The 13734-nt window shown below is 64.7% G+C and carries 15 protein-coding genes; 12 read left to right on the top strand and 3 right to left on the bottom strand.

Annotated features, from left to right (window positions below):
• Positions 1-7: 7 nt before the first annotated feature.
• Both glgX and B1400_RS00595 read right to left on the bottom strand, forming a co-directional pair.
• Positions 8-2683, bottom strand: a complete 2676-nt coding sequence (gene glgX / locus B1400_RS00600) for a glycogen debranching protein GlgX (RefSeq protein ID WP_095612561.1) — start codon at positions 2681-2683, stop codon at positions 8-10.
• A gap of 85 nt (positions 2684-2768) precedes the next feature.
• A complete protein-coding gene (locus B1400_RS00595) occupies positions 2769-3878 on the bottom strand; it encodes an ROK family transcriptional regulator (protein WP_162288140.1) in 1110 nt (369 codons plus the stop codon).
• Positions 3879-4334: 456 nt separating this feature from the next.
• On the opposite strand from B1400_RS00595, the gene adhE reads away from it, so the two are divergent.
• Positions 4335-7064 (top strand): bifunctional acetaldehyde-CoA/alcohol dehydrogenase, encoded by a 2730-nt coding sequence (adhE, locus tag B1400_RS00590; protein ID WP_095612605.1) that lies wholly within the window; start codon positions 4335-4337, stop codon positions 7062-7064.
• A gap of 187 nt (positions 7065-7251) precedes the next feature.
• Here the strand turns inward: adhE and B1400_RS00585 are convergent, their stop codons facing one another.
• Entirely contained in the window at positions 7252-8076 is an 825-nt protein-coding gene (locus B1400_RS00585; RefSeq protein ID WP_095612559.1) for a YwiC-like family protein, read from the bottom strand.
• A gap of 343 nt (positions 8077-8419) precedes the next feature.
• Here B1400_RS00585 and rpsJ point away from each other — a divergent pair, with 343 nt between their 5' ends.
• The 11 genes from rpsJ to rpsQ are packed head-to-tail and all read left to right on the top strand — an operon-like array spanning position 8420 to position 13685.
• Complete coding sequence (gene rpsJ / locus B1400_RS00580) at positions 8420-8728, top strand: 30S ribosomal protein S10 (RefSeq protein WP_095612558.1); 309 nt, start codon at positions 8420-8422, stop codon at positions 8726-8728.
• A 17-nt stretch (positions 8729-8745) separates the two neighbouring features.
• Complete coding sequence (gene rplC / locus B1400_RS00575) at positions 8746-9393, top strand: 50S ribosomal protein L3 (RefSeq protein ID WP_095612557.1); 648 nt, start codon at positions 8746-8748, stop codon at positions 9391-9393.
• Positions 9394-9399: 6 nt separating this feature from the next.
• Positions 9400-10059 (top strand): 50S ribosomal protein L4, encoded by a 660-nt coding sequence (rplD, locus tag B1400_RS00570; protein WP_095612556.1) that lies wholly within the window; start codon positions 9400-9402, stop codon positions 10057-10059.
• A 5-nt stretch (positions 10060-10064) separates the two neighbouring features.
• Entirely contained in the window at positions 10065-10361 is a 297-nt protein-coding gene (gene rplW, locus B1400_RS00565; protein ID WP_026644635.1) for a 50S ribosomal protein L23, read from the top strand.
• Positions 10362-10397: 36 nt separating this feature from the next.
• Positions 10398-11228: a 50S ribosomal protein L2 gene (rplB, locus tag B1400_RS00560; RefSeq protein ID WP_095612555.1), complete on the top strand. Its 831-nt coding sequence runs from the start codon at positions 10398-10400 to the stop codon at positions 11226-11228.
• A gap of 15 nt (positions 11229-11243) precedes the next feature.
• Positions 11244-11522 carry a 30S ribosomal protein S19 gene (gene rpsS, locus B1400_RS00555; protein ID WP_022858217.1) on the top strand — a complete coding sequence of 93 codons (279 nt, stop codon included), beginning with the start codon at positions 11244-11246 and terminating at the stop codon, positions 11520-11522.
• Between the two features lie 20 nt (positions 11523-11542).
• Positions 11543-11902: a 50S ribosomal protein L22 gene (gene rplV, locus B1400_RS00550; RefSeq protein ID WP_024540969.1), complete on the top strand. Its 360-nt coding sequence runs from the start codon at positions 11543-11545 to the stop codon at positions 11900-11902.
• 2 nt (positions 11903-11904) lie between these two features.
• Entirely contained in the window at positions 11905-12741 is an 837-nt protein-coding gene (rpsC, locus tag B1400_RS00545; RefSeq protein ID WP_095612554.1) for a 30S ribosomal protein S3, read from the top strand.
• A 7-nt stretch (positions 12742-12748) separates the two neighbouring features.
• A complete protein-coding gene (rplP, locus tag B1400_RS00540) occupies positions 12749-13168 on the top strand; it encodes a 50S ribosomal protein L16 (protein WP_004268585.1) in 420 nt (139 codons plus the stop codon).
• Positions 13168-13425, top strand: a complete 258-nt coding sequence (gene rpmC, locus B1400_RS00535; protein ID WP_024540967.1) for a 50S ribosomal protein L29 — start codon at positions 13168-13170, stop codon at positions 13423-13425. Before rplP ends, rpmC begins: the two co-directional genes overlap by 1 nt.
• A complete protein-coding gene (rpsQ, locus tag B1400_RS00530; protein WP_024540966.1) occupies positions 13425-13685 on the top strand; it encodes a 30S ribosomal protein S17 in 261 nt (86 codons plus the stop codon). Before rpmC ends, rpsQ begins: the two co-directional genes overlap by 1 nt.
• Positions 13686-13734 lie beyond the last annotated feature (49 nt).

Here is a 13734-nt window from a genome sequence, read left to right as displayed (position 1 = left end):
ATCGCCATTATTCGTTGCCGAAAGGGTTTTGCTGCATGAGGATGCTGATGCTCAGCGCGGGGAAGGTCCAGATGTGGGTTCCGACGCCGTTGGCGTCCGCCTGAGCGCCGTGGCGGCCGGCATCGACGTGGCCGATCGGCGACGACGGCGTCGCCGAATCGGCCACGTTCTTGCGAATCGCGTGCCCGATCCTCGGCAGTCCGAGCGTCGTCGGATCTGCGTCCCCGCGGCTGGTCGCGCGCATCACCCAGTTCGAGGCGCTTATGCGCGCCGATTTCGGTACATATTGACCCGATCTGGCCGCGCCGCTCGCGACGGTCGTGCCGTCCCGCGCCGCCGCATCGGCCGCGTTGCGCTGCGCCTGCTCCATCATCTGTGTGAAGGTCTCGTCGGCGTCGCCTTGCCGGCGCATCGCACGGTCGACCCAGAACGACTTCTCGAGCGGGACAGTGAACCGCTCCTCATGCATGCCTGGGCACGGCCACTCACCGGTCGTCTCCGCCGACGACCACAGCACGTTCCAATGCGCGTCCGGGGGCATGTGGAAACGCAGCGGCTTGTCGCCGCCGTTGACGACGATCGCGACGTCGAGCTCGTCCTTGCTCAGCAGGCGCATCGTGAACGAGCGGATTGACGTGTCGAACCAGTCGCGCTCCATCGGCGTCGTGCCGTCCGGCAGCAGCCATTGGATGCGGCTCGACGGTTTGAGCAGCCCCAGCTGGCTCAGCCGTGTGAAGAAGTCCTCGTGGTTGTAGATGTCGAGCGACTTGCGCACCGCGATGAGTCGCGAGATCGACTCCATCCGCATGTATTCGGGCGTCTTCGTCTCGGGCAGGATCCAATCCCAGTCGAGCCAGGTGATGTCGTTGTCCTGGCAGTACGCGTTGTTGTTGCCGCCCTGCGAGTTGTTGAATTCGTCGCCGGCGAGCATCATCGGCGTGCCGAGCGAGAGCATCAGCGTGCCGAGCACGTTCATGCGCGCGCGTTCGCGCAGCAGTGCCACATGCGGGTCGTCGCAAGGCCCCTCGACGCCGAAGTTCGCGCAGTTGTTGGTGTTCGCGCCGTCGTTGTTGTGTTCGCCGTTCGCCTCGTTGTGCTTCGTCGAGTACTGCGTGAGGTCGGCGAGCGTGAAACCGTCGTGCGCCGTCACGAAGTTGATCGACGACGTCGCGCCGCGTCCCGGATCGGTCGCGAACAGGTCCGCTGAGCCGCACAGCCGCGTCGCCATCTCCTGCATGCCGACGCCCTCGCGCGCGCCGTCGTTGACCTCGCACACCCAGAATCTGCGCGTCGCGTCGCGGAAACGGTCGTTCCATTCGGCGAAGGGGGAGAGGAACTGGCCGGTGCGCCATCCCTGCTCGCCCAGATCCCATGGCTCCATGATCAGCTTGAGGTTGCCGAGCATCGGTTCCGAACGCAGCGCGTACAGGAACGGATGGTACGGCGTGAACGACCCGTTGAGCCGCGCGAGGCTGACGCCCAGGTCGAAGCGGAAGCCGTCGATGCCGATGCGCTTCGCCCAGTAGCTGAGTGCGTCGACGGCGAAGGTGATGTTGTGCGTATCGGTGAAGTCGATCGTGTTGCCGCAGCCGGTCGTGTCCTCGAGTTCACCGCCCTGATGCTGCTGCCGGTAGAACGTGAGATTGTCGAGGCCGCGCCAGCACACCGACGGACCGGCGTTGCCGCCTTCGCAGGTGTGGTTGAAGACGACGTCCATGATCACCTCGAAGCCGGCGCTGTGCAGCGCGCGCACCATTTCGATGACCTCATGACGCACCGCGTGGGCGCCGCGCCGCTGCGCCGTCTTCGTCGCGTACGACGGCTCGGGGGAAAAGAAGTTGAGCGTCGAGTATCCCCAGTAGTTCGCGCGGTCGCGTTCCTGCAGGAAGACCTCGGACTGCTTCGCCATGATCGGCAGCAGTTCGATCGATGTGACGCCGAGTCCCTGCAGATAGGCGAGCGTCGTCGGATGGGCGAGCCCCGCGTAGGTGCCGCGCAGCTCCTCGGGCAGCCACGGCGCCTTCGCTGTGAAGCCCTTGACATGCAGTTCGTAGATGACGGTGCGGCTCCACGGCACATGTGGGTGCGACGGGTCGGCGTCATGCTTCGTCACGTCGCGGTCGTCGATCGCGACCGAGATCGGCACCTTGCCGAGGGAGTCGAGCCGGTTCATCGCGCCCCACGCCGATCCTTTGATCAGGCCGTTCTTCAGCGAGCAGTCGTAGGCGAAGACGGCCGGATCGAGCGTCATCGACCCCTCGATGCCCTTGGCATAGGGGTCGAGCAGGAACTTGTAGGGATTGAAGCGCAGCCCGTGACGCGGGTCCCAGGCACCGTCGGCACGGTAGCCGTAGTGCATACCGTCCCATGCCTTGTCCAGATGCAGGTACCACAGCCCGTAGTGCGGGCCCTCCATGCGGAACAGCGTCTCGCGCACGCCGAGCGATTTGAGCACGCGTGTGCAGATCGGGAAGCGGTGCACCTGTTCGATGAACGGGATCGTCGGCTCCTCGTTGATGCGCACCGCCTCGTTGTAGAAGCGGCTCGGCTCGTCGATCGGCTCGAGGACGCTGAACCACAGCTGATCGGCGGTCTCGGAGCGCGCAACGACGTCGGCGCCGCCGTCGTCGGTGAAGAACAGTCCTGGGCGCGTCGCGTAACGATGGAGTTCAGGCAGTTGCATGGCAACATTGTAGGCGGCCGGCTGCGGCGCGGACCGCGTGGTACCGGGGAATGGACATCCCCGTCCGGTGTGCTCCCGCGGCCGTTCAGCGCAGCAGCGCGAGCTCGCGCAGATGGTCGCGCACGATCGCGTAGGCGGCGCCGTCGGCGTCCTGATAGACGTCGCACAGCCCGCGCGCGATGCATGGGGGAGCGGCACCGTCTCCGTCGGCGCCCGCGTCCGTGCGGGAGGCGGCCGGGCGTCCGGCGACGAGGCGGTCGAGCTGCGCGATCTCGGCGTCGTCGAGGAAGCCGGCGATCGGGCCGCACAGCAGCACGTCGGCGGCGAATACGGCGCGGATGCCGACGATCGCGTGCGCGAGCGAGCGCAGCCATTCGCGCATGCGATCGCGGTGGTGGACCTCGCCCTGCTCGAGCACGCCGAAGAACCCGGGCAGGCTTTCGCCCTCCTCGGTGAGGTTCGCCGACGAGCAGTAGACGTTGAGGCAGCCGTTGCCTCCGCATTCGCAGCGCGGGCCGTCCGGGTCGAGCGGCATATGCTCGAGCGCGCCGGTGTGGGGACTGCCGTTCTGCAGCACGGCGCTGCCGATGTGGCTGCCGAGGAACAGGCACACGGCGTCGCGCAGCGCCGGGCGCGCGCGCAGCTCGGCGAAGGCGTACGCGCAGTAACGTTCGGTCGTCGTCACCGGCAATGTGATGCGTTCGGCGATCGCCGCGTAGTCGAGGCTGTTCGCCGTGTTGATGTGCCGGGGGACGGCGAGGCCGACGCCGAGCGGCGGCGTGCCGGCTGCCGCGACCTGCTCGGCGAACTCGTCGATGATGCGCGCCGCCCTGCCGTAGAACGTGGCGTCGGCGTGCGCGGCGATCGTCGTGTGGCGTTCGTCGAGCATCGTGCCGTCGAGGCCGACGGCGATGCAGACGATCTCGGTCGAACGGATCGTGACGCCGATCGCGCAGCGTCTGCGGTGGTTGAAGGTGTAGGTGAGCGCGCGGCGCCCGCCGGTCGACTGCCGATGGCCGGCGGCGACGATCAGTCCGGTGTCCTCGAGCAGGCGCAGACGCGCGTTGAGCGTCGGCGCGCTGATATGCAGCGCCTCGGCGATGTCGCGTTTGGCGACCGGCTCGCCGTGGTACAGCAGCGCGAGGATCTCGCCTGCGCCGTCGGGCAGCGCCGGGATGTGGTCGTCGTGGGGCATCGGTGTCCTTTGCTCGGGTCCGCGTCGGTTCCGTGCGCAGTCCGTCCTGCGCATCCAGTTCGATAAATCGATTTTACAGAAGTTTTCGAGCGCATGTGACATTAGTAAAGAGATTTTGTGAAAGTTTCCCACAGGCGGTCGCCGCGACGTTGTTCGTGTGCGTGGAAAAACGCACAAAATGTTTCATTTGGTGGATATCATGCGGTAAATCTGTCAATATCGAAAGCTTAACGCACGAAAAGAGAACAGAATCGAACAAGTTTGCAGCGACACGACACACGCTGACAAGTCGACGGATATTCGATACATTGTGTACATCACCACGTCGCGGTGGCGGTCATGCCCCGTGGCGAGGACGGCAATGCGTTGGGATCAACGCACGACAGCAGATTCTATTAGGAGGATCGCATGGCAGAAGCACGCAAGGACGATGCGCAGAAGGCCCCTGCACAGGATGTGAAGGAAGCCGCCAAGAACGCACCGGCCGCGACGCCTGTTGTGGACAAGGAAGCGGCCGCCCAGGCCGAGGTCGACGCGCTCGTCGCGAAGGCGACGCAGGCGCTCGACGAATTTGAGAGGCTCGATCAGGAGACGGTCGACCGCATCGTCGCGAAGGCGTCCGTCGCCGCGCTCAACAAGCACCTCGTGCTCGCCAAGCTGGCCGTCGACGAGACCGGCCGCGGTCTCGTCGAGGACAAGGCCACGAAGAACATCTTCGCCTGCGAGCACGTCACGAACTACATGGCCGGGCAGAAGACCGTCGGCATCATCCGCGAGGACGACGTGCTCGGTATCGACGAAGTGGCCGAGCCGGTCGGCGTCGTCGCCGGCGTGACCCCGGTCACGAACCCGACCTCCACCGCGATCTTCAAGTCGCTCATCGCGCTCAAGACCCGCTGCCCGATCGTCTTCGGCTTCCATCCGGGCGCGCAGCAGAGCTCCGTCGAGGCGGCGCGCATCGTGCGCGACGCGGCGATCGAGGCCGGCGCTCCGGAGAACTGCATCCAGTGGATCGAGCACCCGTCGATCGAGGCGACCGGCGCGCTGATGAAGCATCCCGGCATCGCGACGATCCTCGCGACCGGCGGCCCGGGCATGGTCAAGGCCGCGTACTCCTCCGGCAAGCCGGCGCTCGGCGTCGGCGCCGGCAACGCCCCGGCCTACGTCGACGCCAACGTCGACGTCCAGCGCGTCGCGAACGACCTGATCCTGTCCAAGCACTTCGATTACGGCATGATCTGCGCGACCGAGCAGGCGGTCATCGCGCACAAGGACATCTACGACCCGCTCGTCAAGGAGCTCAAGCGCCGCAAGGCCTACTTCGTCAGCGACGAGGAGAAGGCGAAGCTCGAGCAGTACATGTTCGGCTGCACGGCCTACTCCGGCCAGACGCCGAAGCTCAACTCGGTCGTCCCGGGCAAGTCGCCGCAGTTCATCGCGCACGAGGCCGGGTTCGAGATCCCCGAGGACGCGACGATCCTCGCCGCGGAATGCGCCGAGGTCGGCGAGATGGAACCGCTCACGATGGAGAAGCTCGCGCCGGTGCAGGCCGTGCTCAAGTTCGAGGACAAAGAACAGGGCTTCGAGATGTGCGAGGAGATGCTCAAGCACGGCGCCGGCCACACGGCGGCGATCCACACGAACAACGACGACCTCGTGCGCGAGTACGGCCTGCGCATGCACGCGTGCCGCATCATCTGGAACCAGCCGAGCTCGCTCGGCGGCATCGGCGACATCTACAACTCGATCGCGCCGTCGCTCACGCTCGGATGCGGCTCCTACGGCGGCAACTCGGTCTCGGGCAACGTCCAGGCCATCAATCTGCTCAACATCAAGCGCATCGCCCGAAGGAACAACAACATGCAGTGGTTCAAGATCCCGTCGAAGACCTACTTCGAGCCGAACGCGATCAAGTACCTGCGCGACATGTACGGCATCGAACGCGCCGTCATCGTCTGCGACAAGGTCATGGAGCAGCTCGGCGTCGTCGACAAGGTCATCGACCAGCTGCGCGCCCGCTCCAACCGCGTCACATTCCGCATCGTCGACTACGTCGAGCCGGAGCCGAGCGTCGAGACCGTCGAGCGCGGCGCCGCGATGATGCGCGACGAGTTCGAGCCGGACACGATCATCGCCGTCGGCGGCGGCTCGCCGATGGACGCCGCGAAGATCATGTGGCTGCTCTACGAGCATCCGGAGATCGCGTTCTCCGATGTGCGCGAGAAGTTCTTCGACATCCGCAAGCGCGCGTTCAAGATCCCGCCGCTGGGCAAGAAGGCGAAGCTCGTGTGCATCCCGACGTCGTCCGGCACCGGCTCCGAGGTCACGCCGTTCGCCGTCATCACCGACCACAAGACCGGCTACAAGTACCCGATCACCGACTACGCGCTCACGCCGTCCGTCGCGATCGTCGACCCGGTGCTTGCGCGCACGCAGCCGCGCCGTCTCGCCTCCGACGCCGGCTTCGACGCGCTGACGCACTCGATGGAGGCCTACGTCTCCGTCTACGCGAACGACTTCACCGACGGCATGGCGCTGCATGCGGCCAAGCTGATCTGGGACAACCTCGCCGAGTCCGTCAACAGCGAGCCGGGCGTCGCGAAGACGAAGGCGCAGGAGAAGATGCACAACGCCGCGACGATGGCCGGCATGGCCTTCGGTTCCGCGTTCCTCGGCATGTGCCACGCGATGGCGCACACGATCGGCGCGCTGTGCCACATCGCGCACGGCCGCACCAACTCGATCCTGCTGCCGTACGTCATCCGCTACAACGGCCAGATCCCCGAGGAGCCGACGTCGTGGCCGAAGTACAGCAAGTACATCGCGCCGGAACGCTATCAGGAGATCGCGAAGAACCTCGGCATCGATCCGGGCAAGACCCCGGCCGAAGGCGTCGAGAACCTCGCGAAGGCCGTCGAGGACTACCGCGACAACAAGCTCGGCATGAACAAGTCCTTCCAGGACTGCGGCGTCGACGAGGACTACTTCTGGAGCATCCTCGAGCAGATTGGCATGCGCGCCTATGAGGACCAGTGCGCGCCGGCGAATCCGCGCATCCCGCAGATCCAGGACATGATGGACATCGCGATCGCTGCTTACTACGGCGTCTCGCAGCAGGAGGGCCACAAGATCCGCGTCGAGCGCGAGGGCGTCAACGCGACCGAGGAGGCCTCGCAGCGCATCTGAGCGGCATGGCTGCGGGCCGTCGCCGCCGAAGGGCCGACGACCCGCGGATGATCCGCTGAAGGCGCATACGTATATATGGTGCGGCTCCCGTCCAAGCGATTGGACGGGAGCCGCACCATATACATATATACGTATGCGCATCGCCATGCCGCCGGGGCCGCTGCCGTCGTGCAATGCCTCCCGGGTCTCAGGCGCCCAGCGGGATCATGATCAGCATCAGCAGGCTCATGACCGATTCAGTGATGCCGACGGCCTTGACCGGCACCGGACGGCGGCGCGCGATGAGCGGCAGCGCGACGGCGCGGGCGAGCAGCACGAGCGCGAGCGCGCCGTACAATATGTCGCATAGGAACCCGAGCGCGACGAGGACCGCATGGTAGGTCCAGCTTGCATGCAGATAGCCGCGATGGCCGCGTTCGCGGATCATCGTCTTGACGAAAAGCACCGAGCCGAACAAGGCGAGTGCGAAGCCGACGGCGATCTCGACGCCGACGCTCGGGAACAGCGCCGGGTCGTACCTCCGCGGCAGCCGGTCGGTCGCCGACGGCGCAGGACAGCGTGTGCCGAAGGGGGCGACGACCGCAGCCATCGCCGATGCGGCGAGCACGGCGGCCAGATTCGCCCACAGGCTGCGTTCGCGCCGCATCCACGAGGCGAGCAGCGAGACGCCGCACAGCACGACGTATGCCGGCGCCCACCACAGGATCCCCGGATGCAGCACAAGGAACGGGACCCCCGCGGTTGCCAGCACGAGCGCGTACGTCAATGCGGGCGTCCGGTAGCGGCGTCGGAAGCGCGACTTGCACCAGCGTGCGGCCGTGAACTGCACGCAGTAGCAGACCGCCCACAGCGCGACGAGCCACGTCGAGGTCCACGTCGGACCGGTCGCGACCCATGCGGCGATCGACGGGAACAATACGATCGACCATGCGCCGGGCTCGGTCGAGACCCAGTCGCGGACCGAACGGCGCACGGGACGGCGCCGCGTCGCGTCGGGGCTTGATCCGGGCATGGCCGAATGGGAGGGAGGTGTCTGCGGCATGGCCCCCAGCCTAGATTGGCGGAGCCCGGCACGCCAGAGGGACGATGGATTTTTTCCCGGAGCATGCGCGACACGCCCGGGCTGTGCCATGTAGGGGGCTGGTGCTTGAATATAACAGTTGCCTGAAAAGGGCTCGCATAATTGGAATTCAAAAAAGCGAGCGTGGCGCGGGTCATTCCGCAAGGGACGGACATCGTGGCCATGCACTGATGTGGATCAGCCGGGAGGTGTATGTCTTCCGGGTGCTCTTCGCCGGTGCCCTGAGCAGGTTAGTGGTAAATAATCAACGAATCGCTAGAAAGGGCGGAAGGCAATGGCGGGACAGAAAATCCGCATCAGGCTTAAGTCCTATGACCATGAGGTCATCGACCAATCGGCGAAGAAGATCGTCGAAACGGTGACGAACGCGGGCGCAACTGTGGTTGGCCCGGTTCCGATCCCGACGGAGAAGAACGTGTACTGCGTCATCCGTTCTCCGCATAAGTACAAGGATTCCCGCGAGCATTTCGAGATGCGCACTCACAAGCGTCTCATCGATATTGTGGATCCCACCCCCAAGGCTGTGGACTCCCTCATGCATATTGATCTGCCTGCGGACGTCAACATCGAGATCAAGCTGTAAAGGGAGGAGGAATCGCTATGTCGAACACCAAGCGCACCGCACTGCTGGGCAAGAAGCTCGGTATGTCGCAGGTCTGGGACGAGAACGGATTCTTCGTCCCCGTCACCCTCGTGGACGTCTCCACGAACGTCGTGACCGCAGTCAAGAACGAAGAAACCGACGGCTACAAGGCCGTCCAGCTCGGCTACGGCCAGATCGACCCGCGCAAGGTCACCAAGCCGCTCGCCGGCCACTTCGCGAAGGCCGGCGTCACGCCGCGCCGCCACCTCGCCGAGGTCCGCACCGACAACGTCGAGGACTTCCAGCCGGGTCAGGAACTCACCGCCGAACTCTTCCCGGAGGGCGCGCAGGTCGACGTGACCGGCACGACCAAGGGCAAGGGCTTCGCCGGCACCATCAAGCGTTGGGGCTTCAAGTCCTACCGCCGCACGCACGGCTCCCACAAGAACGAACGCCGCCCGGGTTCGGTCGGCGCATGCGCGACTCCGAGCCGTATCCTCAAGGGCAAGCGCATGGCTGGCCGCATGGGCCACGCCACGAACACCGTCCTCAACCTCACCGTGGTCTCCTCGGACGTTGAGAACGGCGTCATCGCCATCAAGGGCGCCATTCCGGGCCCGAAGGGTGGCATCGTGCTCGTCCGTTCTGCAGTGAAGGGAGCCTGATAGACCATGGCAAACGTTACTCTGAACGTCACCGACAACAAGGGCCAGGCCGCTGGTTCGATCGAGGCGCCCGCTGATTTCTTCGGCTTCACCGCCGAAGAGGTCCAGCAGCACGTCCCGCTGATCCACCAGGTCGTCGTCGCGCAGCTCGCCGCCGCGCGTCAGGGCACCCACGCGGTCAAGAACCGCGCCAAGGTCTCCGGCGGCGGCCGTAAGCCGTGGAAGCAGAAGGGCACCGGCCGCGCCCGTCAGGGCTCGATCCGCGCTCCGCAGTGGTACCACGGCGGCGTCGTCCACGGACCGGTCCCGCGTGACTACTCCCAGCGCACCCCGAAGAAGATGAAGGCCGCAGCGCTCAAGTACGTGCTGTCCGACCGCGCCAACAACGGCCGCGTCTCCGTCATCGACTTCGGCGTCACCGAGCCGTCGACGAAGACCGCGCTCTCCGCGCTCACGCCGATCGTCGGCGATGGTTTCACGACCGTTGTGCTGTCCCGTGACAACATCAACGAGTGGCTCTCCGTGCGCAACATCCCGACCGTTCATCCGATCTTCGCCGATCAGCTCAACACCTACGACGTGGTGACCGCCCAGTACGTGGTGTTCTCGAAGGAAGGCTACGAAGCGTTCCTCGAGGCGAAGAAGCCGGCAGAAAAGGAGGCCTGATTCTCATGGTCGCAGTTCACAAGCCAGCTCACGATATCATCCTCAAGCCTGTCGTCTCCGAAAAGAGCTACGCCCTGTCCGATATGGGTCAGTACACCTTCGTGGTTGCCCCGGATGCGAACAAGGTGCAGATCAAGCAGGCCATCGAGGAGATCTTCAAGGTCAAGGTGACGAACGTCAACACCCTCAACCGTGCAGGCAAGCGCACGCGCACCCGCACCGGCTACGGCCGTCGCGTCAATGAGAAGCGCGCGATCGTGACCGTCGCCGAGGGCCAGTCGATCGACATCTTCGGTAACTGAAGGTTAGCCGACAAAAGTTAAAGGAAGAACTAGATTATGGCTATCCGCGTTTATAAGCCGACCACTCCTGGCCGTCGCAACGCGTCCGTGTCGGACTTCTCCGACCTCACGCGCCGCACGCCTGAGAAGTCGCTCGTACGCAAGAACAGCAAAACTGGCGGCCGCAACTCGTACGGCCGCATGACCTCCCGCCATCGTGGCGGCGGCCACAAGCGCCAGTACCGTCTCATCGACTTCAAGCGTTGGGACAAGGACGGCGTGCCGGCGACGGTTGCCGAGATCGAGTACGATCCGAACCGTTCCGCCCGCATCGCGCTGCTGCACTACGCCGACGGCGAGAAGCGCTACATCATCGCCCCGGAGGGCGTCAAGCAGGGCGACCGCATCGAGACCGGCGCCAACGCCGACATCAAGCCGGGCAACAACCTCCCGCTGCGCAACATCCCGACCGGTACCGTGGTCCACGCGATCGAGCTCCGTCCGCTCGGCGGCGCGAAGATCGCCCGTTCCGCCGGCGCCGCCGTGCAGCTCGTCGCGAAGGACGGCGCCTACGCCCAGCTGCGTATGCCGTCCGGCGAGATCCGCAACGTGGACGCCCGCTGCCGCGCGACGGTCGGCGAGGTCGGCAACTCCGACCACGCCAACATCCAGCTCGGCAAGGCCGGTCGTGCACGTTGGATGGGCAAGCGCCCGATCACCCGTGGTGAGTCCATGAACCCTGTCGATCACCCGCATGGTGGTCGCACCCGTGGCGGCAAGCCGCCGGTCTCCCCGTGGGGCAAGGGTGAGGTTCGTACTCGCCGTCCTAAGAAGGCTTCGAACAAGATGATCGTTCGTCGTCGTCCTAATGGCAAGAACCGCAAGTAAGGGAGTGTCGAACAGATGACTCGTAGCATCAAGAAGGGCCCCTTCGTCGACGCCCACCTGCAGAAGAAAGTCGACGAGCAGAATGAGAAGGGCACGCACAACGTCATCAAGACGTGGTCGCGCCGTTCGATGATCACCCCTGATTTCATCGGACACACCTTCGCAGTTCACGATGGCCGCAAGCACGTCCCGGTGTTCGTCACCGAGGCCATGGTCGGCCACAAGCTCGGTGAGTTCGCCCCGACGCGTACCTTCAAGGGTCACGTGAAGGACGACAAGAAGTCGCGCCGCTGAAAGTAGGAGAGTAAGGACACATGGAAGCTAAAGCAATCGCCCGTCACGTCCGCGTGACGCCGCGCAAGGCTCGCCGTATGGTCAACCTCATCCGAGGCAAGAAGGCGGCAGATGCAATCACCATCCTCAAGTTCGCTCCGCAGGACGCGAGCACCCCGGTGCTCAAGGTCCTTGAGAGCGCCATCGCCAACGCTCGTGTGAAGGCCGACAAGGCCGGCGAGCCGTTCCGCGAGAACGACCTGTACATCAAGGAGACCTATGTGGACGAAGGCGTGACGCTCAAGCGTTTCCGCGCTCGTGCACAGGGCCGTGCGGCTCGTATCAACAAGCGTACGAGCCACATCACGGTCGTCGTCGCCACCAAGGAAGGAGCCCGCTAAAGATGGGTCAGAAGATTAATCCCTTTGGCTATCGCCTGGGCATTACTGAGGACCATCGTTCGAAGTGGTTCTCCGATTCCAACAAGGCCGGCGAACGCTACCGCGACTTCGTGCTCGAAGACGACGCCATCCGCAAGGAGATGACGAAGGACCTCGAGCGTGCAGGCGTGTCCCGCATCATCATCGAGCGCACCCGCGACCGCGTGCGTGTGGACATCCACACGGCCCGCCCGGGCATCGTCATTGGCCGCCGCGGCGCCGAGGCCGAGCGCGTCCGCGCCAAGCTCGAGAAGCTCACCGGCAAGCAGGTCCAGCTCAACATCTTCGAAGTGAAGAACCCGGCCCTCGACGCCCAGCTCGTCGCCCAGGGCATCGCCGAGCAGCTGACGAACCGCGTGACCTTCCGTCGCGCGATGCGCAAGGCTCAGCAGGACGCCATGCGCGCCGGCGCCAAGGGCATCCGCATCAAGCTCTCGGGCCGTCTCGGCGGCGCCGAAATGAGCCGTTCGGAGTTCTACCGCGAAGGCCGCGTCCCGCTGCAGACGCTCCGCGCCCTCATCGATTACGGCTTCTTCGAGGCCAAGACCACCTACGGCCGCATCGGCGTCAAGGTGTGGATCTACAAGGGCGACATGACCGAGCGTGAGTTCGAAGAGCAGCAGGCGCAGCAGGGCAACAACCGCAACGGCCGTCGCGGCGATCGCCGCCCGCGCCGTGGCCAGCGCAATGGTCAGCGCGGCAACCAGCAGAACCAGGTGAAGACCGGCGTCGATCAGCCGATCGAAGCCCCGGTCGCGCAGGACGCCACCGCTGCACCGGCATCGGAAACTAAGGAGTGAGCTGAAGATGCTTATCCCAAAGAGGACCAAATACCGTAAGCAGCATCGCCCGGACCGCCACGGCATGTCCAAGGGCGGCAACGAGATCAACTTCGGTGATTTCGCCATTCAGGCACTGGCTCCGGCCTATGTCACCAACCGCCAGATCGAGGCGGCCCGTATCGCGATGACCCGTTACATCAAGCGCGGCGGCAAGGTGTGGATCACGATCTTCCCGGATCGTCCGCTCACCAAGCACCCGCTCGGCGCCCGAATGGGTTCCGGTAAGGGCACCCCGGAGTTCTGGATCGCCAACGTCCATCCCGGACGCGTCATGTTCGAGATCGGCGGCGTCTCCGAGGACGTCGCCCGCGAGGCCCTGCGCCGCGCGATCGACAAGCTCCCCATGAAGTGCCGTGTGATTGCTCGTGAAGGCGGTGACATCTGATGGCAGTCGGATCCGAAGAATACACGATGAAGAATCTCAACGAGAAGACCAACGCGGAGATCGAGGGCTTCCTCAAGAAGTCCAAGGAAGAGCTGTTCAACCTGCGCTTCCAGCACGCGACCGGTCAGCTTGAGAACACCGCTCGCCTCAAGGCGGTCAAGCACGACATCGCCAGGATGTACACCGTCCTGCGCGAACGCGAGCTTGGCATCAGCCAGGCCCCCGAGGCGACCGAAACGAAAGCCGAGGAGAAGTAATGGCTGAAGAGCGCAACTCCCGCAAGGTTCGTCGCGGTTATGTCGTGTCCGATAAGATGGACAAGACCATTTCCGTGGAACTCGAACTCCGTACGACCCACCCGCTGTATGGCAAGGTCGTCCGTTCAACCCGCACGGTCAAGGCTCATGACGAACATAATGAAGCTCACGTTGGCGACCTCGTGAGTATCATGGAGACTCGTCCACTGAGCAAGACCAAGCGTTGGCGTCTCGATAGCATCATCGAGCGCGCTAAGTAATAAGTTCGGCAAGGCTCGCTGATTCACCCGGTCCATCCTTACGCTAGGA

The sequence above is a fragment of the Bifidobacterium italicum genome (assembly GCF_002286915.1).
GTDB lineage: Bacteria > Actinomycetota > Actinomycetes > Actinomycetales > Bifidobacteriaceae > Bifidobacterium > Bifidobacterium italicum.
Note: the sequence above shows the minus strand (reverse complement) of the source record. Positions and strands in the feature narration are given on the sequence as shown.

Coding starts and splice junctions, on each gene's coding strand:
- B1400_RS00585 (WP_095612559.1), bottom strand. CDS start 8,076: ATGCCCGGATCAAGCCCCGACGCGACGCGGCGCCGTCCCGTGCGCCGT.
- B1400_RS00595 (WP_162288140.1), bottom strand. CDS start 3,878: ATGCCCCACGACGACCACATCCCGGCGCTGCCCGACGGCGCAGGCGAG.
- glgX (WP_095612561.1), bottom strand. CDS start 2,683: ATGCAACTGCCTGAACTCCATCGTTACGCGACGCGCCCAGGACTGTTC.
- rplD (WP_095612556.1), top strand. CDS start 9,400: ATGGCAAACGTTACTCTGAACGTCACCGACAACAAGGGCCAGGCCGCT.
- rplC (WP_095612557.1), top strand. CDS start 8,746: ATGTCGAACACCAAGCGCACCGCACTGCTGGGCAAGAAGCTCGGTATG.
- rpmC (WP_024540967.1), top strand. CDS start 13,168: ATGGCAGTCGGATCCGAAGAATACACGATGAAGAATCTCAACGAGAAG.
- rpsS (WP_022858217.1), top strand. CDS start 11,244: ATGACTCGTAGCATCAAGAAGGGCCCCTTCGTCGACGCCCACCTGCAG.
- rpsC (WP_095612554.1), top strand. CDS start 11,905: ATGGGTCAGAAGATTAATCCCTTTGGCTATCGCCTGGGCATTACTGAG.
- rplP (WP_004268585.1), top strand. CDS start 12,749: ATGCTTATCCCAAAGAGGACCAAATACCGTAAGCAGCATCGCCCGGAC.
- rplW (WP_026644635.1), top strand. CDS start 10,065: ATGGTCGCAGTTCACAAGCCAGCTCACGATATCATCCTCAAGCCTGTC.
- rplV (WP_024540969.1), top strand. CDS start 11,543: ATGGAAGCTAAAGCAATCGCCCGTCACGTCCGCGTGACGCCGCGCAAG.
- rplB (WP_095612555.1), top strand. CDS start 10,398: ATGGCTATCCGCGTTTATAAGCCGACCACTCCTGGCCGTCGCAACGCG.
- rpsJ (WP_095612558.1), top strand. CDS start 8,420: ATGGCGGGACAGAAAATCCGCATCAGGCTTAAGTCCTATGACCATGAG.
- rpsQ (WP_024540966.1), top strand. CDS start 13,425: ATGGCTGAAGAGCGCAACTCCCGCAAGGTTCGTCGCGGTTATGTCGTG.